This window comes from Pseudoduganella umbonata (assembly GCF_014192225.1).
In the GTDB taxonomy this organism is placed as follows: Bacteria; Pseudomonadota; Gammaproteobacteria; order Burkholderiales; family Burkholderiaceae_D; genus Rugamonas; species Rugamonas umbonata.
On record NZ_JACHXS010000007.1, the window covers coordinates 379069 to 399253 of the forward strand.

Sequence of the window (20185 nt, forward strand, 5' to 3'; positions counted from 1 at the left end):
CAAGATGAACACGCCATCCTCTTCCAAGCATCATGTGCCGACGGCGGTCTGCATCGTCGGCAACGGCGCGATCGCCAAGGCGGCCGCGCTGGCATTTGCCCAGGTCGGGCAAAGCGTCACCCTGCTCGGTCCACCCGCCGCGGCGAAGCCGGATGGGCTCGAGCCCAGCTGGGACGTGCGGGTCTATGCTCTGAACCACACGGCGCACGAGCTGCTGTCGAACCTGAAAGTGTGGGGCGCGATGGACCAGGTGCGCATCGCGCCGGTCGACGGCATGGTCATCAAGGGCGACGGCGAACAGCCCGGCCACCTGAACTTCGATGCCTATGGTGCCCATGCGGATACGCTGGCCTGGATCGTCGAGGACCGCAACCTGAACGAGGCGCTGGACACGGCGCTGCGCTTCGCGCAGAACGTGCACGTCGTGGCCGGCCGCGCGGTGGCGCTGAAATGCGACGAGGACCACGCCACGGTGCAGCTGGCGGACGGCACCAGCGTCAAGGCTTCGCTGGTCGTCGGGGCGGACGGCGCCCAGTCCTGGGTGCGCGGCCAGTGCGACATCGGCCTCGATTACAAGCCGTACGGGCAGAAGGGCGTGGTCGCCAATTTCGACACGGAGCTGCCGCACCACGGTAATGCGTTCCAGTGGTTTACGTGCGACCGCGGCATCGTCGCGCTGCTGCCGCTGCCGGGCAACCGCGTGTCGCTGGTCTGGTCCGCGCCGGACATGCTGGCCGACCAGCTGTGCAGCGAAGGCGCGCAGGCGCTGGCCGACCGGCTGGCCGATTTCGCCGCCGACAAGCTGGGCAAGCTGACACCCGTGCTGCCCGAAGCGGTGCGCGCGTTCCCGCTGGCGCTGGTGCGGCCTCACTCGCTCGTATCGCAGCGCGTGGCATTGATCGGCGATGCCGCCCACGTGGTGCATCCGCTGGCAGGCCACGGCATGAACCTGGGGTTTGGTGACGTGCGCGACCTGGTGCGCGCCGTTGCCGGGCGCGAGGAACACCGTTCGATCGGCGACGAGCGGGTGCTCGCCCGCTACGCCCGTTCTCGCAAGGAGGAAGTGCTGCTGATGCAGGCAACCACCGACGGCCTGCAACGCCTGTTCGGCGCGAATCTCGAACCGGTGCGCGCGGTCCGCAATTTCGGGCTAAACTTGCTGGATAAATTGCCTTTCGTCAAGCGTTCGCTGATGTCGCACGCGCTGGGCCGGCACTGATTGCGACGGCGCGGCGATCCCGCGCCGTGTTCCTGTTTCACCCCGGAGAATCTATGAAGTTCATCAAGACCAGCCTCGTGCTGGTATCGGCGCTGCTGATGTCGTGCGCGGGCGCCGACGACGGCGTCGAAGCCACCATCCGCAAGAATGTCGAACCCAAGCTGGGCCCCGACGTCAAGATCGATGCCATCCGCGCCACGCCGTATTCGGGCCTGTATGAAATCCGCATCGGCAACGAGATCCGCTATACCGACAAGACCGGCACCTATCTGTTTGCCGGCCACATCTTCAACCTGAAGACCAGGGAAGACGTGACGCAGGCGCGCATCGACGAAGTCAACCGCATCAAGTTCTCCGAGCTGCCGCTGGAGCTGGCGCTGAAGACCGTGAAGGGCAACGGCAAGCGCGTAGTGGCCATCTTCGAAGACCCGAACTGCGGCTACTGCAAGAAATTCCGCCGCGAGACGCTGGCGAAGGTGGACAACATCACGGTCTACACGTTCATGTACAACATCCTGTCGCCCGATTCGACGGTCAAGTCGCGCAACATCTGGTGCGCGGCCGACCGCAACCGCGCCTGGGACGAATGGATGCTGAACAACAAGCAGGCGCCGGCCGCGCCGGCAGGCTGCACCGCACCGAACGACAAGGTGCTGGCGCTGGGGAACAAGCTGGGCCTGGAAGGGACCCCGGCGATCTTCTTCGCCGACGGCAGCCGCATCCCGGGCGCCATCGACGTGGCGGCGATGGAAGCGAAATTCGCCTCGATCAAGTAACACTGCAAGCACTGCAATGAGCAATGCAATGCAGCGCTCCAATACGTTGCATCACCGCGGCGCGCCCACGAAGCGCGCCGTTTTTCCATCATAAGAATCCAGAACTGGGAGTTATCCATGGTCACCCTGAACATCAACGGGCGCGACACGCAGGTCGACGCCGATCCGTCGACGCCGATCCTGTGGGCGCTGCGCGACAACCTGAACATGACCGGTACGAAATTCGGCTGTGGCGCCGCGCTGTGCGGCGCCTGTACCGTGCACCTGGGCGGCCAGCCGATCCGCTCCTGCGTGACGCCGATTTCCGCCGCCGTGGGCCAGAAGATCACCACGATCGAAGCCATGGAGCACGACAAGGTGGGCAAGGCCGTGCAGGACGCGTGGGTGAAGCACGACGTGCCGCAATGCGGCTACTGCCAGAGCGGCCAGGTGATGAGCGCCACCGCGCTGCTGAAAACGAACCGGAAGCCCAGCGACGCCGATATCGATGGCGCCATGGCCGGCAACATCTGCCGCTGCGGCACCTACCAGCGCATCCGCCTCGCCATCAAGGATGCGGCGAAAACCCTCGCCTAAGGAGATCACATGCGTAAAGAATGGCTCAATGGCAGTGACATGGCGGCAGCGGCCGCCGGCGACCAACCGGGTGTATCGCGCCGCGGCTTCATGAAAGGGGCGGGCGCCGGCCTCGTGCTCGGCTTTACCTTTACCGGTGGCGGCCGGATGGCCCGCGCGGCGGAGCCGAAGCCCGCGCAGCAGCCGAACGCGTTCCTGCGCATCGCGCCGGACAACACGGTCACCGTGCAGGTGAACCGCCTGGAATTCGGCCAGGGCGTGCAGACCGCGCTGCCGATGCTGATCGCCGAGGAACTCGATGCCGACTGGTCGCAGATCCGCGGCGCGCTGGCGCCGGCAGGTGACGCCTACAAGGATCCCGCGATGGGCATCCAGATCACCGGCGGCTCCGGTTCCGTGGCCCACTCGTGGGTGCAATACCGGGAAATCGGCGCGAAGGCGCGCGCCATGCTGGTTGCCGCCGCGGCGGAACAGTGGAAGGTGCCGGTCAACCAGGTGAAGGCCTCGAAGGGCGTGCTCACCGCTCCCGGCGGCAAGAAGGCGACGTACGGCCAGATGGCCGAGGCGGCGATGAAGCAGCCGGTGCCGGAACACGTGGTGCTGAAGAACACCGAAAAATTCCGCTTCATCGGCAAGCCGATGCCGCGCCTGGACGCGCGCGCGAAATCGAACGGCAGCCAGCAGTTCGGCATGGACTTCAAGCCGGCCGGCACCAAGGTGGCCGTGGTGGCGCGCCCGCCGGTGTTCGGCGCGAAAGTGGCGAAATTCGACGCTACCGCCGCGAAGAAGATCAAGGGCGTGCTCGCCGTGGTGCCGGTCGAGGTGGACCGCGGCGGCACCGGCGTGGCCGTCATCGCCGAAGGCTACTGGCAGGCAAAGCAGGGCCGCGATGCGCTGGCGATCGACTGGGATACCGATGGCGTGGAAAAGGTGAGCACCGAACAGCAGTTCACGGCTTTCCGCACACTGGCGGCAAAACCCGGCGCGGTGGCGAAACAGGCCGATACGTCGAAGCTGGCCGCCGCGCCGAAGAAGATTTCGGCCGTCTATGAATTCCCCTACCTGGCGCACGCGCCGATGGAGCCGCTGAACTGCGTGGTCGATTTGCAGCGCGACGCATGCACGATCTGGGCCGGCAGCCAGTTCCAGACGATGGACCAGGCCGCGGCCGCGAAGACGGCCGGCCTGAAGCCGGAGCAGGTGACCCTGCACACGATGATGGCGGGCGGCGGTTTCGGCCGGCGCGCGGTGCCGTCGTCGGACTACATCGTCGAAGCGGTGAACGTGGCCAAGGCCTGGGCGAAGGCCGGCAAGTCCGGCCCCGTGAAGGTGATCTGGAGCCGCGAGGACGACATCAAGGGCGGCTACTACCGCCCGTCGCACGTGCATCGCGCCGAACTGGGGCTCGACGCCAGGGGCAATATCGTCGGCTGGGACCACGTGATCGTCGGCCAGTCGATCATCAGCGGCACGGCGTTCGAGCCCTTCATGGTGAAGAACGGCGTGGATGCCACGATGGTCGAGGGCATGGGCGAGCCATACCGGGTGCCGATGCACCTGTCCGTCCACAACGCGCAGGCAAATGTGCCGGTGTTGTGGTGGCGTTCGGTGGGCTCGACCCACACCGCGTTCGTGATGGAGACGCTGATCGACGAGGCGGCCGTGGCGGCCGGCGTGGACCCGGTGGCCTACCGCAGGAAGCTGATCCCGGCGGAGCACAAGCGCCACCACCTGGCGCTCGACCTGGCGGTCGGCAAGTCCGGCTACAGCACCGTGAAGCTGCCCGAAGGGCAGGCCTACGGCGTGGCGGTGCATGAATCGTTCGGCACCGTCGTGGCCTACGTGGTCACGGCGTCGGTGGAAAACGGCACGCCGAAGCTGCACAAGGTGACGGCGGCCGTGCACTGCAACCAGGCGGTCAACCCCCTGACCATCGAAGCGCAGGTGCAGGGCGCGGTGCTGATGGCCGTCGGCACCACGCTGCCGGGCGCCGCCATCACGCTGAAGGATGGTATCGTCGAACAGGGCCAGCTCAGCGACTACACCGTGGCGCGCATGACGGACATGCCGCAGGTCGAGGTGCATATCGTGCCGTCGACCGAGCCGCCGACCGGCATGGGCGAACCGGGCCTGCCGCCGCTGGCGCCGGCGTTCGCCAACGCCGTGTTCCGCATCACGGGCAAGCGGCTGCGCAAGCTGCCGTTCGACCTGGCATCGGCCGCCGCGCCGCAAGTGGCGTAGTCCCGATGACAGCCAGCGCCATCTTGCCGGGCAGCGCCATCGCCGGCATCCTGCTGGCGGCCGGCCGCGGCAGGCGTTTCGATCCGCTGGGGCAGCGCAACAAGCTGCTGCAGCCGATCGACGGCGAACCGGTCGTCGTCCGCAGTGCGCGGCACCTGCTGGCGGCGCTGCCGCGCGTGGTGGCCGTTGTGCGCGACGATGCGGAGGGCGCTCAACTGGGCGCGCAACTGGCGGCGCTCGGCTGCGAGGTGGCGCTGTGCGAGGAGGCGGACAGCGGCATGGCCGCGTCGCTCGTGCACGGGCTTCGCCATGCGGCGGATGCATCCGGCTGGGTGGTGGCGCTGGGCGACATGCCCCGCGTGCGGCCCGCCACGATCGCCGCGCTGGCGGGGGCGGTGGAAGCGGGGGCCGACATTGCGGTGCCCGTGCACGGCAATGAACATGGAACGCAGCGCGGCAACCCGGTGGCATTCAGCCGCCGGCACCTGCCGCAACTGCTCGCGCTGACCGGCGACCGGGGCGCGCGCGGTATCGTGAAGGATAATATCGTCAACGAAGTGGCGGTGGATGATCCGGGCATCCTGCTCGACATCGATACTCCGCCCGATCTCCTGCAATGAAAAACAAAACGCCGATCAAAGAGAAAACGCCGACCAGGCAAGCGAAGCCGCCGCGCGCCGCGGTGCCCGCCGTGGCCTACGCCATCGTTGCCAAGGATCTTGCCGCCCACCTGTTCCAGGTAACGCTGACCGTGCAGCAGCCGGCCCCCGATGGGCAGTTGCTGGCATTGCCGGCCTGGATTCCGGGCAGCTACATGATCCGCGAGTTCTCCCGCAACATCGTGCAGATCCGTGCCGAGGCCAATGGCCAGCCGGTAGCGCTGGCGAAACTGGACAAGCACTCCTGGCAGGCACCGCCTGTCGAGGGGCCGCTGACCGTGCAATACGACGTGTATGCATGGGATCTTTCCGTGCGCGCCGCGCACCTGGACCAGACGCATGGCTTCTTCAACGGCACCAGCGTGTTCCTGCGCGTGGCCGGCCAGGAAGAGGTGCCGCACGTGGTCGATATCGTGCGGCCGGCGGACGAGGCGGCGCGCGGCTGGCGCGTGGCCACGGCGCTGCCCGAGCTGAAGGCGAAGCGCTACGGCTTCGGCACCTACGTGGCGGCCGACTACGACGAGCTGATCGACAGCCCGGTGGAGATGGGCGACTTCGCCCTGGCCACGTTCACGGCCCATGGCGTGCCGCACGACGTGGTGATCACCGGCCGCGTACCGAACCTGGACATGGCGCGGCTGTGCGCCGACCTGAAGGCGATCTGCGAAACCCAGATCGCCTTCTTCGAGCCGAAGACCAGGCACGCGCCGATGGACCGCTACGTGTTCATGACGCTGGCCGTCGGCGACGGCTACGGCGGCCTGGAACACCGCGCATCGACGGCACTGATCTGCGCCCGCGCCGACCTGCCGACCACCGCTGCCCAGGGCAAGGAACGCAGCGAAGGCTACATCAAGTTCCTCGGCCTGTGCAGCCACGAGTACTTCCACACCTGGAATGTGAAGCGCATCAAGCCGGCCGTGTTCGCGCCCTACGACCTGCAGGTGGAAAACTACACGCCGCTGCTGTGGCTCTTCGAAGGCTTCACCAGCTATTACGACGACCTGTTCCTGGTCCGCGCCGGCATGATCGGCGAAGCCACGTACTTCAAGATGCTGGGCAAGACCGTGGGCGGCGTGCTGCGCGGTGCCGGCCGCACGAAGCAGAGCGTGGCCGAGTCCAGCTTCGACGCCTGGAGCAAGTACTACCGGCAGGACGAAAACGCGCCCAATGCGATCGTCAGCTATTACGCCAAGGGTTCGCTGGTGGGCCTCGGCCTGGACCTGGCGATCCGCCAGAAGTCGGGCGGCAAGCGCTCGCTGGACGACATCATGCTGGCGCTGTGGCAGCGCTACGGCCGCGACTTCTACCCGCACGGCCGCCGCGGCGTGACGCCGGGCGAAGTGGAAGCGCTGTTCGACGAGATCAGCGGCATGCGGCTGAAGAGCTACTTCGACAAGTACATCCGCGGCACCGAGGACGTGCCGCTGGCAAAGCTGCTGGCGCCGTTCGGCGTGAAGTACACGGACGAGCGCAAGCCGGCCAAGCCCAGCCTGGACGTCAACATCGGCCGCGATGGCGCCGATGCAAAGCTGTCCGCCGTCCACGAGGGCGGCGCCGCGCACCGCGCCGGCATGTCCGCCGGCGACCTGCTGGTGGCGGTCGACGGCCTGCGCGTCACGGGCAATCCCGCCAACGTGGAGGCACTGCTGTCCCGCTACAGCGCCGGCGACACGGTGCAGGTGCACGCGTTCCGCCGCGATGAACTGATGACGTTCACGGTGCGCCTGCAGGGCGACCGCGTGCCGGGCATCGTGCTGGCGATCGATTCGGCGCGCAAGAGTGCGTTAGCGCGCCCGACGATGCTGCGCTGACGTGAAGCTGCTGGATCCGTTCAGCGTCGTACTGATGGCGGCGCTGATGTGCGCCGTCATGAGCGCGGTGCTGTTTGGCGCCCGGCGCGGCTTTCCCGCCGAGTTGCGGGGCCTCAGCCATTGGGGCGCCGCGCTGGCGGTGCAGGTGTTATCGGCCTTCTGCTTTGCATTTCGCGGCACGCTGCCCGACGCGCTGGTGCTGCCGGTGGCGAACGTGCTGTTCGTGTTCGGCAACGGCCTGTGCATGACCGGCCTGCAGCGTTTCTATGGCCACGCGCCGGGGTGGCGCACGCTGGGCGGCGCATGCGGCTTTGCGCTGGCGGGCATGCTGTATTACCTGCTGGTCGACCCGGATTACGCGGCGCGGGTGGCCTGGATGTCCATGCCGATAACGCTGATCAATGTGACACTGCTGTTCCTGCTGGTGCGCAACGGCCGGCGCAAGCTGGCCACGCTGTTCTTCGGCTCGATGATCGTGGTGAACACCGTGCTGGTCGCCGTGCGCGGCGTGGCGGCGCTGACGCACGGGGAGGCATTGGTGGATGTGAACCAGCCCGGCCTGTTCCAGAGCTTCTACCTGGCCGTGACCGCGCTGCAGCCGCCGTTGCTGGCGGTCGGTTTCCTGATGGTGGCCTACGAGAGGCTGCGCCTCCTTCTCGAGCGCCGGTCGGCCAGCGATCCGCTGACGGGCGTGCTGAACCGGCGTGGCTTCGGCGAAGCCTATGCGCGAGAGGTGGCGCGCATGGCGCGCATGCGCCAGCAATCCCGCACCCTGGCCCTGCTGTCGGTGGACCTCGATTACTTCAAGAAGATCAACGACCGCTTCGGCCACGCCGAAGGCGACCGGGTGCTCGTCAGCGTGGCGCAGATGATCGGCTCGGCATTGCGCGAATCCGACGCGCTGGCCCGCTTCGGCGGCGAGGAATTCATCGTGCTGCTGCCGGATACGGACGGCAAGCGCGCCATCGCCGTGGCCCAGCGCGTGCAGCGGCTGCTGCGCGAAGCGTGCGCCGGCGAACTGCCGTCATGCACCGCCAGCATCGGCGTGGCCGTGCAGACCGATCCGGACGAGTCGCTCGATGCGCTGCTGTGCCGCGCGGACGAAGCGCTGTATCGCGCGAAGGAAAATGGGCGGGACCGGATCGAAACGTGGCGGGAAGCCGCGTAGGCCTTACTACAGTTGCTGCCAGAGAACTGTTTCCCAAACCGGGGCGGTACGGCGCTCCGGCAGACCCCGGTTTCAGGAAATATTGCTCAGATCCGGGGTCAGACCCCGATTTTTGGAAATTTTTTAAAGATCAGGCGAACAGGCGGCTCAGCTCGGCGCCCGGATCTTCCGCGCGCATGAACGCTTCGCCAACGAGGAACGCATGCACGTTGGCCTCGCGCATGCGCCGCACGTCGGCGCCGTTCAGGATGCCCGATTCGGTGACGACCATCCGTTCGGCGGGAATCCGCGGCAGCAGATCGATGGTCGCATCCAGCGATACGTCGAAGGTGCGCAGGTTGCGGTTGTTGATGCCGATGAGGTTGGTCTTCAGCTTCAGCGCGGCGGTCAGTTCGTCGCCGTCGTGCGATTCCACCAGCACGTCCATGCCGAGTTCGTGGGCGCAGGCTTCCATCTCCGCCATCAGGCCGTGATCGAGGCCGGCCACGATCAGCAGGATGCAGTCGGCGCCCATCGCCCGCGCTTCATAGACCTGGTACAGGTCGACCAGGAAATCCTTGCGGATCACCGGCAGTGCGCACGCGGCGCGTGCCTGCTTCAGGTACTCGACAGAGCCCTGGAAGAACTCCTCGTCCGTCAGCACCGACAGGCAGGCAGCGCCGCCCGCGGCATAGCTTCGGGCGATCGCGGCAGGCTGGAAATCGGCGCGCAGCACGCCTTTCGATGGCGAAGCTTTCTTCACTTCGGCGATCACGCCGGCCTGGCCGGCGGCGATCTTGGCGCGCAGGCTGGCTTCGAAGCCGCGAATGGCGGCACGCGACTCGCGGTCCGCTTCCACTTCCTCGCGCAGGCTGGCAAGGCTGCGGTATTTCTTGGCCGCGGCCACTTCGTCGGCCTTGACGGCCAGGATCTTGTTCAGGATGTCGGACATGGTTTACCGCTTTTGCTAATTAATGTCGGTCGGCGAGGGCGAGGCGGGCGCCCAGCGCCAGGAACAGGCCGCCGGTAACGCGGTTCAGCCACAGCGCCACGCGTGGCTGAACCTTCAGCTTCGAACTGGCGAATGCGGTAAACAGCGCCAAGCCGTTACACCACAACATGGCGTTGAAGTTGAAGATGCAGCCCAGGATGATGAAGGCCAGCGGCTTGTTCGATGCATCGGCATCGATGAACTGCGGCACGAAGGCGAGGAAGAACAGTGCCACTTTCGGGTTCAGCACATTGGTGAGGAAGCCCTGGGCGAAGATGCGGCCGAGCGGAAGGGGAGGCGGTGCCGCGGCTGTTTCCGCTTCGTCGGCCGAGCCTTTCAGCTTGGCCCGCAGCATCTGGATGCCGCACCACACGATGTACGCGGCACCGACCCACTTCACTACCGTGAACGCGGTGGCGGAAGTGGCCAGCAGCGCGGAAAGGCCGAGTGCCGCGGCCAGCACGTGCACCATCGTGCCGGCACCGATGCCGAGCGAAGCGGCCACGCCGGCGCGCCAGCCCTGCGTGGCACTGCGCGCCATGATCAGCAGTGAATCCGGACCGGGCATGATGTTCAGCAGCAGCCCGGAAACGATGAACAGCGTCAGGTCGTGGATGCCGAACATGGCGTGCTCAATTGTCGGCGCCGAGCGCCTGCGTGACTTCGACGAACTGCTTCAGCCTGGCCAGTGCGGCGCCCGACTCGATCGCCTGGCGCGCCTTGATCAGGCCCACCTCGATCGATGGCGCAACACCGGCGGCATACAGCGCGGTGCCGGCATTGAGCGCGACGATGTCGGTGGCGGCGCCGGTTTCGCCGGACAGCACGCCCAGCACCTTGGCCTTGGATTCGGCGGCATTGGCCACCTTCAGGTTGCGGCTGGCAACCATCTGCAGGCCGAAATCTTCCGGATGGATCTCGTATTCGCGGATTTCGCCGTCGACCAGTTCGCCGACCAGCGTGCCGGCGCCCAGCGATACTTCATCCATGTTGTCGCGGCCGTACACGACGATCGCGTGTTCCGCGCCGAGCCGCTGCAGCACGCGCACCTGGATGCCGACGAGATCCGGGTGGAACACGCCCATCAGGATGTTCGGCGCGCCGGCCGGATTGGTGAGCGGGCCGAGGATGTTGAAGATCGAACGCACGCCCAGTTCGCGGCGCACCGGCGCCACGTGCTTCATCGCCGCGTGGTGGTTCGGTGCGAACATGAAGCCGATGCCCGTCTGCGCGATCGATTGCGCGATCTGCTCCGGCGTCAGGTTGATGTTGGCGCCCAGCGATTCGATCAGGTCGGCGCTGCCGGACGAGGACGACACGCTGCGCCCGCCATGCTTGGCAATGCGCGCACCGGCCGCGGCGGCCACGAACATGGCCGCGCTGCTGATGTTGAAGGTATGCGCGCCGTCGCCGCCGGTGCCGACGATGTCGAGCAGGTTGGTGGTGTCCGCCATCGGCACCTTGGTGGAAAACTCGCGCATTACCTGCGCGGCGGCGGTGATCTCGCCGATGGTTTCCTTCTTCACGCGCAGGCCCATCGTCAGCGCGGCCACCATCACGGGCGACATTTCTCCGCTCATGATCTGGCGGAACAGGTGCAGCATTTCGTCGTGGAAGATCTCGCGGTGTTCGATGCAGCGGATCAGGGCTTCCTGGTGGGTGATCGGCATGGTCATTCCTTTGCGCTCGACGACGTGCGATCGAGGAAGTTCTTCAGCATGGCATGGCCATGTTCGGAGAGGATCGATTCGGGGTGGAACTGCACGCCTTCGATGTCGAAGTCCTTGTGCCGCACGCCCATGATTTCGCCGTCGTCGGTCCACGCCGTCACTTCCAGGCAGGCCGGCAGCGACCCACGTTCGATCGCCAGCGAGTGGTAGCGGATCACCGTGAAGGGGCTCGGCAGGTCCTTGAATACGCCCACTCCGGTGTGCGCGATCGGCGACGTCTTGCCGTGCATGACTTCCTTGGCACGGATGATCTTGCCGCCGAAGGCTTCGCCGATGGCCTGGTGGCCCAGGCACACGCCGAGGATCGGCTTCTTGCCGGCGAAGTGCTTCAGCACTTCCACCGAGATGCCGGCCTGCGCCGGATCCTTCGGGCCAGGCGAGACGCAGATGCGGTCCGGATTCAACGCCTCGATCTCCTCGATCGTGATCTCGTCGTTGCGGAAGACCCGCACATCCTCACCGAGCTCGCCGAAGTACTGCACGATGTTGTAGGTGAAAGAGTCGTAATTGTCGATCATCAGCAGCATGTCAGAACTCCCCATCCAGGCCGTCTTGCACTTGTTCGGCGGCGCGCAGCACGGCACGCGCCTTGTTTTCCGTTTCCAGCCATTCCATTTCCGGTACCGAGTCGGCCACGATGCCGGCCGCGGCCTGCACGTACAGCATGCCGTCCTTGATCACGCCGGTGCGGATCGCGATCGCCACGTCCATCTCGCCGCCGAACGACAGGTAGCCGCACGCGCCGCCGTAGATGCCGCGCTTGGAGATTTCCAGTTCGTCGATCACTTCCATCGCGCGCACTTTCGGCGCACCGGTCAGCGTGCCGGCCGGGAAGGTGGCGCGCAGCACGTCCAGGTTCGACATGCCGGATTTCAGCTTGCCCTCGACGTTGGAGACGATGTGCTGCACGTGCGAATACTTTTCGATCACCATCTTGTCGGTGACCTTCACGCTGCCGATCTCGGAAATGCGGCCCAGGTCGTTGCGGGCCAGGTCGATCAGCATCACGTGCTCGGCGATCTCCTTCGGATCGGCCAGCAGTTCCTCGGCCAGCTGCGCATCCTTTTCAGGCGTGGCGCCGCGCGGGCGGGTGCCGGCGATCGGACGCAGCGTGACCTTCTTTTCGCCGTCCGGAAGCGTTTCGTTGCGCACCAGGATTTCCGGCGACGCGCCGACGATCTGCATGTCGCCGAAGTTATAGAAGTACATGTACGGCGACGGGTTCAGCGAACGCAGTGCGCGGTACAGCGTGAGCGGCGAATCCACGTACGGCTTGCGGATGCGCTGGCCGATCTGCACCTGCATCAGGTCGCCGGCCATTACGTATTCCTTCGCCTTGGCCACGGCCGCCAGGTACGACTCCTTGTCGAAATCGCGGATCGCCTCGGTGCGCACGGACGACGACGTGACGGGCGCATCGACGCCGCGGCGCAGCAGCGCCTTCAGTTCCTTCAGCCGCACGCGCGCCTTCGAGAACGATTCCGGCTGCGTGGTATCGGCGTACACGATCAGGTACAGCTTGCCGGAGAGGTTGTCGATGACGGCCAGCTCCTCGGTGACCATCAGCTGGATGTCCGGCAGGCCCAGGTCGTCCTTTTGCGCGGTGTTGGCGAGCTTCTTCTCGATGTGGCGCACCGTGTCGTAGCCGAAGTAGCCGGCCAGGCCGCCGACGAAGCGGGGCATGCCCGGGCGCAGCGCGACCTTGAAGCGGGCCTGGTACTGCTCGATGAATTCGAGGGGATTGCCGTCATGGGTCTCGACGACTTCCCCGCCCTTGACGATCTCGGTGCGGTTGCCGACGGTGCGCAGCAGCGTCTTCGCCGGCAGGCCGATGAACGAGTAGCGGCCGAAGCGCTCGCCGCCGACCACGGACTCCAGCAGGAAGGTGTTCTTGCCGTTGTTCTGGCTCTGCGCCAGCTTCAGGTACAGCGACAGCGGCGTTTCCAGGTCGGCGAACGCTTCCGCGATCAGGGGGATACGGTTGTAGCCTTGCGTGGCCAGCGATTTGAATTCGAGTTCGGTCATGGTTCTCTCCAACCCGCCACGCGAACCCATTTTGGGCATGATGGTGGCGGTGAGGTTCAAAAAACCTGCCGGGAGAGAGCGAAAGGATGGATAGTCGCGCGAAGTCTCCGACGGCAGCAATCAACGTGGCTTAGTTTGCCCAGGATTGCCAGCGTCGCCACAGCCAGGCCTCGATCGATCCCTGGTGAGTAACGTTGTGTCTTTTGTTGAGAAACATCGTTTGACGAGCGTTCGGTTTTAAGTTGCAGCCGATTGATTCGGCTGAGATTGATTCGGCTGGTTGTGCGCGTTGATTAACTGTGCAGCATGCAGCAGCGTTTCCACTATACCATCGGAATCCGTGTCGTGTATAGACTCCCCGTGGTTGTAGCCATACGGCACCGTCAGCACCGGGCAACCGGCCGCGCGGGCCGCCTGCGCATCGTTCGACGAGTCGCCGATCGCCACCACCTGGTGCGGCGGCAGGCCGAAATATTCGCAGGCTTTCATCAGCGGCAGCGGATCGGGCTTTTTCCTGTCGAACGAGTCGCCGCCGTAGATCACCTCGAAGTAGCCGTCGAGTTCCTTCAGCTTCAGCAGCGGCAAGGCGAACGCCAGCGGCTTGTTGGTCACGCAGGCCAGGCGGATGCCGGCATCCTTCAGCTCCGTCAGGCCGGCGGCCACGTCCGGATACAGGGTACTGTGGTGGCCGTTGATCGCCAGGTAGTGCCGCTGGTAGGCATCCATCGCCGCGGCGAAATGCTGCTCGACGGTGGCGTCGTCATGGTCGAGCGACAGCACGCTGCGGATCAGGTTCTCGGAGCCCTTGCCGACCATGTTCTTGATCTGCTCGGCCGTAATGGCCTCCAGGCCCAGCTCCTCGCGCATGCGGTTGATGGCCACGTGGAAGTCCGGCACGGTGTCGAGCATCGTGCCGTCCAGGTCGATGATGGCGGCGCGCACGCCGGCCAGGGGGTGAGCTGCCGCCGTCATGGTCATACCGTCGCCAGCTGGGTGCGCATCGCGTCGATGACCGCCTTGTAGTCGGGCTGGCCGAAGATCGCCGAGCCGGCCACGAACGTGTCCGCACCGGCTTTCGCGGCGGCGGCGATGTTGTCGATCTTGATGCCGCCATCGACTTCCAGCAGGATGTCGCGGCCCGATTCGTCGATCAGGCGGCGCGCTTCGGCGATCTTCTTCAGTGCCTGCGGGATGAACGACTGGCCGCCGAAACCCGGGTTGACGGACATGATCAGGATCATGTCGACCTTGTCCATCACGTGCTCCAGGTAGGACAGCGGGGTGGCCGGGTTGAACACCAGGCCGGCCTTGCAGCCATGGTCGCGGATCAGCTGCAGCGAGCGGTCGATGTGCTCGGAAGCTTCCGGGTGGAAGGTGATGATGTTCGCGCCGGCCTTGGCGAAGTCGGGAATGATGCGGTCGACGGGCTTGACCATCAGGTGCACGTCGATCGGCACCTGCACGTGCGGGCGGATCGCCTGGCAGACCAGCGGGCCGATCGTGAGGTTCGGCACATAGTGATTGTCCATCACGTCGAAGTGGATGATGTCGGCACCGGCGGCGACGACGTTTTTCACTTCCTCGCCCAGGCGGGCGAAGTCGGCGGACAGGATGCTGGGGGCGATGCGGAAAGTGGTCATGGCAGGCGTGGCTAGTAGAAGTAGGCAAAAATCAGCCGCTATTTTACGCTGCCGTCCCGTATTCTGCGGAGTGCACCTTGCATGTGTGCGGGATTTGCGGTGCAATGTGAAACTATATTAGCGAAACGCTACATTTGAATTTTTTTCACCATTTACGGAAAGCGCCGCGAATGCGGCGCAATCAAGGAAACCCGATGGCCCAATATGAATTCGCTGTGTCCGTCAGGACGCAGTTCCTGCCCGAGCAGTCCGATCCCGAGCGCACCAACTTCGTGTTTACCTACTCGATCACGATCAAGAACACCGGAACGGTCGCCGCGCAGCTGATCTCGCGCCACTGGATCATCACCGATGCCAACAACCACAAGCAGGAAGTGCGCGGGCTGGGCGTGGTGGGGCATCAGCCTCTGCTGCAGCCGGGCGAGCAGTTCGAATACACCAGCGGCACGGCGCTGCAGACGCCGCAGGGCTCGATGGTGGGCGAGTACTTCTGCGTGGCCGAGGACGGCCACCAGTTCGAAGTGAAGATTCCGGAGTTCGTGCTGTCGCTGCCGCATACGCTGCATTGACCCGGCTGCATTGACCCGGCTGCATTGAACCCGCTGCATTGAACCCGCTGCATTGAACCCGCTGCATTGAACCCGCTGCATTGAACCGGCCGCATCGAACCGGCTTCACTGATCTACAATCGCATCATTCAGGCTGGTCCGGCCGCCTGGCCGGCGGCGTATTCTTCTTGCCAGGCATCGTCCACCAGACGATGAACACCAGCAGGAACAGCGCGACCAATGCCTCGACCATCAGAATCCACATATCGCCTCCATGTTTTTTGCACCCCGTAGTCTACCCCGTAATGCCAAGGCGCTGAGCTGCGTCGCCGTATCGGCAGTCCTGCTCTCAGCTTGCGTAACGCCACCTCCGCCGCAGCAGCAACCCGCACCGCTGCCTCAGCCAATTCCACAGCCAATTCCACAGCCGGCGCCGCAGCCCGCGCCGCAACCGGAGCCGGCCCAGCCGCCGTTGCCGCCATCGAAAACAGCCTTCGTGCCCGGCACGTTTGCCGACCTGCCGGGCTGGTCGCGCGACGACCTTCGCGCCGCCTGGCCCGCCTTCCAGTCGTCGTGCGGCGTGATCGGCAAGCGCGCGGACTGGAAAGAAGCGTGCTCGATCGCACGCACCGTCAACGCCAGCGACGAACGCGCCGTGCGACTGTTCTTCGAGACTTTCCTGGTGCCGCACCGCGTGATCGCGCCGGACGGATCGGACAGCGGCCTGGTCACCGGCTACTACGAGCCGCTGCTGCGTGGCGCCCGCAAGCAGGGCGGCCCGTACCAGACGCCGCTCTATAAAGTCCCGGACGACATGCTGACGATCGACCTTACCGGCGTCTACCCGGAACTGAAGGGCAAGCGGCTGCGCGGCCGCCTGCAGGGCAGGAAGGTGGTGCCGTATGCCAGCCGGCAGGAAATCGCCCGTGCCGATTTCAGCGGCAAGGAACTGCTCTGGGTCGACGACCCGGTGGAAGCGTTCTTCCTCGAGGTGCAGGGTTCCGGCCGGGTGCAGCTCGACAGCGGCGAGACGGTGCGCGTGGCTTATGCGGACCAGAACGGCCATCCATATAAATCGATCGGCAAATGGCTGATCGAACAGGGCGAACTGACGTCCGAACAGGCCTCGGCGCAGGGTATCAAGGCGTGGATCGCCGGGCATCCGACGCGCCGGCAGGAGCTGTTGAACGTAAATCCCAGCTACGTGTTCTTCAGGGAGGAAAAGCTGCCGGACCCGAACGTGGGCCCGAAGGGATCGCTGGGTGTGCCGCTGACGCCGCAGCGTTCGGTGGCGGTGGATACCACGCAGATCCCGTCCGGCGTGCCGTTGTACCTGTCCACCACGCAGGCCGCCAGCGAGATTCCGTTGCAACGGCTTGTGATGGCGCAGGATACGGGCGGCGCGATCCGTGGTGCGATCCGGGTCGACTTCTTCTTTGGCTTCGGCACCGAGGCGGCCGAGAATGCGGGCCGGATGAAGCAGCGCGGCCAGGTGTGGGTGCTGTTGCCACGCCCGACCCGCTGATTCGCCCGAAGACTGTCTTTACCGCAGGACCAGTACCGGCAGCTCGGTGTGCGCCAGCACCTTCTGGGTTTCGCTGCCGAGGAACAGCTTGTTCAGGCCGGTGCGGCCGTGCGAAGCCATCAGGATGATGTCGCAGTTGTATTTTTCCGCAGCGGCGACGATTTCCTTGTAGGGCGTATGGGAATCGACGACGACGCCCTCGAACGGCACGCCCGCGGTGGCGCACGCCGTTTCCACTTTGTTGATGTTCGCCTTGGCCGTGGCGGCGATCTGGGTTTCAAACACGGCCGCATCCGGCACGACCGCGTTTTCGGACGCCGGCACGAACGGGAACGGCTGGGCAACGCAGATGGAAATGATGCGTGCCCCATGCACCTGGGCGAAGCGGATCGCGAGCTCGGTGGCTTTTACCGCCAGCTCGGATCCATCGGTGGGTAACAGGATGTTCTTGAACATGACAGTCCCCTTGCAAAGTTGGCAATGCTTAAGTGTAGGGGCACCGCCGTGTCAGGGGCGCACGCTTCGGAGCGGGCGCGATGCTATCGCTCCGGCGGCCAGCAGCACGCCACCCACGGCGATGCAGTACAGCGCCGGGCGCACGCCGAGGTGGTCGCCCGCGTAGCCGGCAACCAGGGCGCCCAGCGGTGCGACCGCCACCGTGAGGAAGCGCATCGTCGAGATCATCCGGCCCAGCATCTCATCCGGGGTCACGCTCTGGCGCAGTGCCTGGTAAGGAATGAAGAACAGCATCGCGCCCAGGTCGAAGAAGAAGACCAGGGCCGCATAGGCTGCCGCGCTGTAGCGGGCATCGCCGAACAGGTCGCGGGGGATCAGTGGCATCAGCACGAAGCCGAGCGCCATCGCTGCCGTGCCGATCATGATCGTGATGCCCGCGCCATAGCGCCGGTTCAGCGGCCTCAGCAGCAGGGAACTGACGAAGACGCCCATCCCGCCCAGCATCTGCGCCATGCCGAGCGTGCCGGGGTTCATGCCCAGCTCGCGGGTGGCGAACAGCACGAGCAGCGCGGAATAGCCGTAGAACAGGATGTGCCAGGCGCCGGCCACCCAGGCCAGCGCGCGCAGCAGCGGCTGGCGCCAGATGAAAGCGAAGCCGGCGCGCACATCGTGCAGCGGGTGGCGCTCGCTGCGCGGCGGTATCGCTTCCCGCATCTTCACGCGGCCGACATTCCATACCGAGATGAAGAAGGTGGCCGCGTTGGCGATGATTGCCACCGGCGCCGTCAGCCACTGGATCAGGATGCCGGCGAGGCCGGGGGCCAGCAGGCGCGAAATGGAATCCGTGCTGGCAAAGCGGGATTGCGCCTCCACCATGCGCTCGCGGCCGACGAGCAGCGTGAGGAAGATCTGCTCGGCGCCGCCGCCGATCACGTTGCATGCCCCCTGGACGGCCGCCACCGCGTACAGCCAGGGCATGCCCAGCAGGTCGAACCACCAGGCAACGGGAATCGAGGCAAGCGAGATGCCCTGGGCTGCCTTGCTGCCCAACAGGATCGGCAGTTTGCGGCTGCGGTCCAGCAGCACGCCCGCCGGGAGCGCAAGGATCGCGAACGGTATCGCCTGGCAGGCGGTCAGCACGCCCATCTGCGCCGGCGTGGCATGCAGCAGCAGTACGGCGCACAGGGGCAGCGCGAGCGTGCCGATCTGCGAGCCGAAGCTCGTCAGCACCATGCTGGCCCAGTAGCGGCGGAAATCGGTACTGGACAGCAGCGCGTCGCTGCGCCAGCGTTCGGCGATCGAAGAGAAGAGGGGAAGCGGCATCGGTCGGCGATCATAACAGCGATGAACGCGGCGATGCAGCCGGGGACACAGGCGCCGTGTCGATGAGGCTACAATTGTCCGATCCAATCGTCCCGGGAGACAAGCATGCAATATGAAGACCTGATCGTCGAAGTCCATGGCAAGGTGGCACTGATCCGCCTGAACCGGCCCAAGGCGCTGAACGCGCTGAACGACCGCATGATGAACGAGCTGGGCGAGGCATTCGCCGGCTTCGACAAGGATCCGCAGATCGGCTGCATCGTGCTGACCGGAAGCGAAAAGGCCTTCGCCGCGGGCGCGGACATTCCGGCGATGATCGACTACACGTACCAGGATACCTACCGCGACAATTACATCACCCGCAACTGGGAGCACATCCTGAAGGTGCGGACGCCTGTCATCGGCGCGGTGGCCGGCTATGCATTGGGCGGCGGCTGCGAGCTGGCGATGATGTGCGATTTCGTGATCGCGGCGGACACGGCGAAATTCGGCCAGCCGGAAATCAAGATCGGCGTTACGCCAGGGGCGGGTGCCACGCAGCGCCTGCCGCGTGCGATCGGCAAGGCAAAGGCGATGGACATGCTGCTGACGGCGCGCACGATCGATGCCGCCGAAGCGGAGCGCAGCGGCCTGGTATCGCGCGTGGTCCCGGCGGACAAGCTGATCGAGGAAGCGCTGGCGGCGGCGACGACGATCGCATCGATGCCGCTGTCGGTGGCCATGCAGATCAAGGAGGCGGTCAATGTCGCTTATGAAGTTCCGCTGACGGAAGGTGTGCGCTATGAGCGCCGGCTGTTCCATGCCGCGTTCGGCACGCCGGCCCAGCGCGAGGGCATGCATGCCTTCCTCGAAAAGCGCTTGCCAAACTTCGAGGGGCTTTGATATAGTTCTGTCCCTCGCAGCAACGCAGCTGTCACGAAAGTGAAACAAGCAAGTTGATGTGAGGTGATGAGAAGCTTGACGAATCGCACGAAACACTCGATAATCTTGCCTCTCTGCTGCTGACAAACACAACGATTTGTCGACAACGCGGCACCGCTGAAAAGCGAAGAATTCTTTAACAATCAACAGTCGATAAGTGTGGGCGTTTGATGTGATGTGCCTCCGGACTTCGGTCCGGAATGCTCAAAATATATAGCATCAAACGCTTACACAAGAAATAAACGTAATCATCTTCGGATGGTTCGTCAGTATCTTGAGTGAGTGACCATGTCGGAAACGACATAAAACAGAGATTAAACTGAAGAGTTTGATCCTGGCTCAGATTGAACGCTGGCGGCATGCTTTACACATGCAAGTCGAACGGCAGCACGGGCTTCGGCCTGGTGGCGAGTGGCGAACGGGTGAGTAATATATCGGAACGTGCCCAAGAGTGGGGGATAACGTAGCGAAAGTTACGCTAATACCGCATACGATCTAAGGATGAAAGTGGGGGATCGCAAGACCTCATGCTCCTGGAGCGGCCGATATCTGATTAGCTAGTTGGTGAGGTAAAGGCTCACCAAGGCGACGATC

At 65.0% G+C, this 20185-nt stretch carries 19 protein-coding genes and 1 rRNA gene; 11 read left to right on the forward strand and 9 right to left on the reverse strand.

Features of this window, described 5'->3' with window-relative positions; translation table 11 throughout:
* Positions 1-4 precede the first annotated feature (4 nt).
* The 7 genes from FHS02_RS19530 (at position 5) to FHS02_RS19560 (ending at position 8453) form a co-directional block, all read left to right on the forward strand.
* Positions 5-1219, forward strand: coding sequence for an FAD-dependent monooxygenase (locus tag FHS02_RS19530; RefSeq protein ID WP_137315991.1), 1215 nt, complete (start codon positions 5-7; stop codon positions 1217-1219).
* A 53-nt stretch (positions 1220-1272) separates the two neighbouring features.
* On the forward strand, positions 1273-1995 hold the full coding sequence (locus FHS02_RS19535) for a DsbC family protein (protein ID WP_137315992.1): 723 nt from the start codon (positions 1273-1275) through the stop codon (positions 1993-1995).
* Positions 1996-2112: 117 nt separating this feature from the next.
* Positions 2113-2571, forward strand: a complete 459-nt coding sequence (locus FHS02_RS19540; protein WP_137315993.1) for a (2Fe-2S)-binding protein — start codon at positions 2113-2115, stop codon at positions 2569-2571.
* 9 nt (positions 2572-2580) lie between these two features.
* A complete protein-coding gene (locus tag FHS02_RS19545; RefSeq protein WP_137315994.1) occupies positions 2581-4812 on the forward strand; it encodes a xanthine dehydrogenase family protein molybdopterin-binding subunit in 2232 nt (743 codons plus the stop codon).
* 5 nt (positions 4813-4817) lie between these two features.
* Positions 4818-5432 carry a nucleotidyltransferase family protein gene (locus FHS02_RS19550; RefSeq protein ID WP_137315995.1) on the forward strand — a complete coding sequence of 205 codons (615 nt, stop codon included), beginning with the start codon at positions 4818-4820 and terminating at the stop codon, positions 5430-5432.
* Entirely contained in the window at positions 5429-7285 is a 1857-nt protein-coding gene (locus FHS02_RS19555) for a M61 family metallopeptidase (RefSeq protein ID WP_137315996.1), read from the forward strand. The genes FHS02_RS19550 and FHS02_RS19555 overlap by 4 nt, the downstream gene beginning before the upstream one ends.
* A 1-nt stretch (position 7286) precedes the next feature.
* Positions 7287-8453: a GGDEF domain-containing protein gene (locus FHS02_RS19560; protein ID WP_137315997.1), complete on the forward strand. Its 1167-nt coding sequence runs from the start codon at positions 7287-7289 to the stop codon at positions 8451-8453.
* A gap of 130 nt (positions 8454-8583) precedes the next feature.
* Here FHS02_RS19560 and trpC read toward each other — a convergent pair whose 3' ends face one another.
* From trpC to rpe, 7 genes are all read right to left on the reverse strand, one after another.
* Positions 8584-9384: an indole-3-glycerol phosphate synthase TrpC gene (gene trpC, locus FHS02_RS19565; protein ID WP_137315998.1), complete on the reverse strand. Its 801-nt coding sequence runs from the start codon at positions 9382-9384 to the stop codon at positions 8584-8586.
* 19 nt (positions 9385-9403) lie between these two features.
* Positions 9404-10048 carry a LysE family translocator gene (locus FHS02_RS19570; RefSeq protein WP_137315999.1) on the reverse strand — a complete coding sequence of 215 codons (645 nt, stop codon included), beginning with the start codon at positions 10046-10048 and terminating at the stop codon, positions 9404-9406.
* Between the two features lie 7 nt (positions 10049-10055).
* Entirely contained in the window at positions 10056-11093 is a 1038-nt protein-coding gene (gene trpD / locus FHS02_RS19575) for an anthranilate phosphoribosyltransferase (protein WP_137316000.1), read from the reverse strand.
* Positions 11094-11095: 2 nt separating this feature from the next.
* Complete coding sequence (locus FHS02_RS19580; RefSeq protein ID WP_137316001.1) at positions 11096-11680, reverse strand: anthranilate synthase component II; 585 nt, start codon at positions 11678-11680, stop codon at positions 11096-11098.
* A gap of 1 nt (position 11681) precedes the next feature.
* A complete protein-coding gene (gene trpE, locus FHS02_RS19585) occupies positions 11682-13178 on the reverse strand; it encodes an anthranilate synthase component I (protein WP_137316002.1) in 1497 nt (498 codons plus the stop codon).
* A gap of 237 nt (positions 13179-13415) precedes the next feature.
* A complete protein-coding gene (locus tag FHS02_RS19590; protein ID WP_371861432.1) occupies positions 13416-14150 on the reverse strand; it encodes a phosphoglycolate phosphatase in 735 nt (244 codons plus the stop codon).
* Positions 14151-14152: 2 nt separating this feature from the next.
* Positions 14153-14818, reverse strand: coding sequence for a ribulose-phosphate 3-epimerase (rpe, locus tag FHS02_RS19595; RefSeq protein WP_137316004.1), 666 nt, complete (start codon positions 14816-14818; stop codon positions 14153-14155).
* A 194-nt stretch (positions 14819-15012) separates the two neighbouring features.
* Between rpe and apaG the strand changes: the two genes are divergently transcribed.
* A complete protein-coding gene (gene apaG, locus FHS02_RS19600; protein WP_131147812.1) occupies positions 15013-15387 on the forward strand; it encodes a Co2+/Mg2+ efflux facilitator ApaG/CorD in 375 nt (124 codons plus the stop codon).
* A 253-nt stretch (positions 15388-15640) separates the two neighbouring features.
* Complete coding sequence (gene mltA / locus FHS02_RS19605) at positions 15641-16891, forward strand: murein transglycosylase A (RefSeq protein ID WP_137316005.1); 1251 nt, start codon at positions 15641-15643, stop codon at positions 16889-16891.
* A gap of 18 nt (positions 16892-16909) precedes the next feature.
* Here the strand turns inward: mltA and FHS02_RS19610 are convergent, their stop codons facing one another.
* Both FHS02_RS19610 and FHS02_RS19615 read right to left on the reverse strand, forming a co-directional pair.
* Positions 16910-17347, reverse strand: a complete 438-nt coding sequence (locus FHS02_RS19610) for a universal stress protein (protein WP_137316006.1) — start codon at positions 17345-17347, stop codon at positions 16910-16912.
* A 51-nt stretch (positions 17348-17398) separates the two neighbouring features.
* Entirely contained in the window at positions 17399-18670 is a 1272-nt protein-coding gene (locus tag FHS02_RS19615) for an MFS transporter (protein ID WP_229422333.1), read from the reverse strand.
* Positions 18671-18775: 105 nt separating this feature from the next.
* On the opposite strand from FHS02_RS19615, the gene FHS02_RS19620 reads away from it, so the two are divergent.
* Together FHS02_RS19620 and FHS02_RS19625 are read left to right on the forward strand one after the other, a co-directional pair.
* Entirely contained in the window at positions 18776-19552 is a 777-nt protein-coding gene (locus tag FHS02_RS19620; protein ID WP_137316007.1) for an enoyl-CoA hydratase, read from the forward strand.
* Positions 19553-19907: 355 nt separating this feature from the next.
* Positions 19908-20185: ribosomal RNA gene (locus FHS02_RS19625) — 16S ribosomal RNA — on the forward strand; the annotation flags it as partial.

Excerpts from the sequence above, each read along its gene's own strand:
- FHS02_RS19530 (WP_137315991.1), top strand. The coding sequence starts at position 5 with ATGAACACGCCATCCTCTTCCAAGCATCATGTGCCGACGGCGGTCTGC.
- FHS02_RS19535 (WP_137315992.1), top strand. The coding sequence starts at position 1,273 with ATGAAGTTCATCAAGACCAGCCTCGTGCTGGTATCGGCGCTGCTGATG.
- FHS02_RS19540 (WP_137315993.1), top strand. The coding sequence starts at position 2,113 with ATGGTCACCCTGAACATCAACGGGCGCGACACGCAGGTCGACGCCGAT.
- FHS02_RS19545 (WP_137315994.1), top strand. The coding sequence starts at position 2,581 with ATGCGTAAAGAATGGCTCAATGGCAGTGACATGGCGGCAGCGGCCGCC.
- FHS02_RS19550 (WP_137315995.1), top strand. The coding sequence starts at position 4,818 with ATGACAGCCAGCGCCATCTTGCCGGGCAGCGCCATCGCCGGCATCCTG.
- FHS02_RS19555 (WP_137315996.1), top strand. The coding sequence starts at position 5,429 with ATGAAAAACAAAACGCCGATCAAAGAGAAAACGCCGACCAGGCAAGCG.
- trpC (WP_137315998.1), bottom strand. The coding sequence starts at position 9,384 with ATGTCCGACATCCTGAACAAGATCCTGGCCGTCAAGGCCGACGAAGTG.
- FHS02_RS19570 (WP_137315999.1), bottom strand. The coding sequence starts at position 10,048 with ATGTTCGGCATCCACGACCTGACGCTGTTCATCGTTTCCGGGCTGCTG.
- trpD (WP_137316000.1), bottom strand. The coding sequence starts at position 11,093 with ATGCCGATCACCCACCAGGAAGCCCTGATCCGCTGCATCGAACACCGC.
- FHS02_RS19580 (WP_137316001.1), bottom strand. The coding sequence starts at position 11,680 with ATGCTGCTGATGATCGACAATTACGACTCTTTCACCTACAACATCGTG.
- trpE (WP_137316002.1), bottom strand. The coding sequence starts at position 13,178 with ATGACCGAACTCGAATTCAAATCGCTGGCCACGCAAGGCTACAACCGT.
- FHS02_RS19590 (WP_371861432.1), bottom strand. The coding sequence starts at position 14,150 with ATGACGGCGGCAGCTCACCCCCTGGCCGGCGTGCGCGCCGCCATCATC.
- rpe (WP_137316004.1), bottom strand. The coding sequence starts at position 14,818 with ATGACCACTTTCCGCATCGCCCCCAGCATCCTGTCCGCCGACTTCGCC.
- apaG (WP_131147812.1), top strand. The coding sequence starts at position 15,013 with ATGGCCCAATATGAATTCGCTGTGTCCGTCAGGACGCAGTTCCTGCCC.
- mltA (WP_137316005.1), top strand. The coding sequence starts at position 15,641 with ATGTTTTTTGCACCCCGTAGTCTACCCCGTAATGCCAAGGCGCTGAGC.
- FHS02_RS19610 (WP_137316006.1), bottom strand. The coding sequence starts at position 17,347 with ATGTTCAAGAACATCCTGTTACCCACCGATGGATCCGAGCTGGCGGTA.
- FHS02_RS19615 (WP_229422333.1), bottom strand. The coding sequence starts at position 18,670 with ATGCCGCTTCCCCTCTTCTCTTCGATCGCCGAACGCTGGCGCAGCGAC.
- FHS02_RS19620 (WP_137316007.1), top strand. The coding sequence starts at position 18,776 with ATGCAATATGAAGACCTGATCGTCGAAGTCCATGGCAAGGTGGCACTG.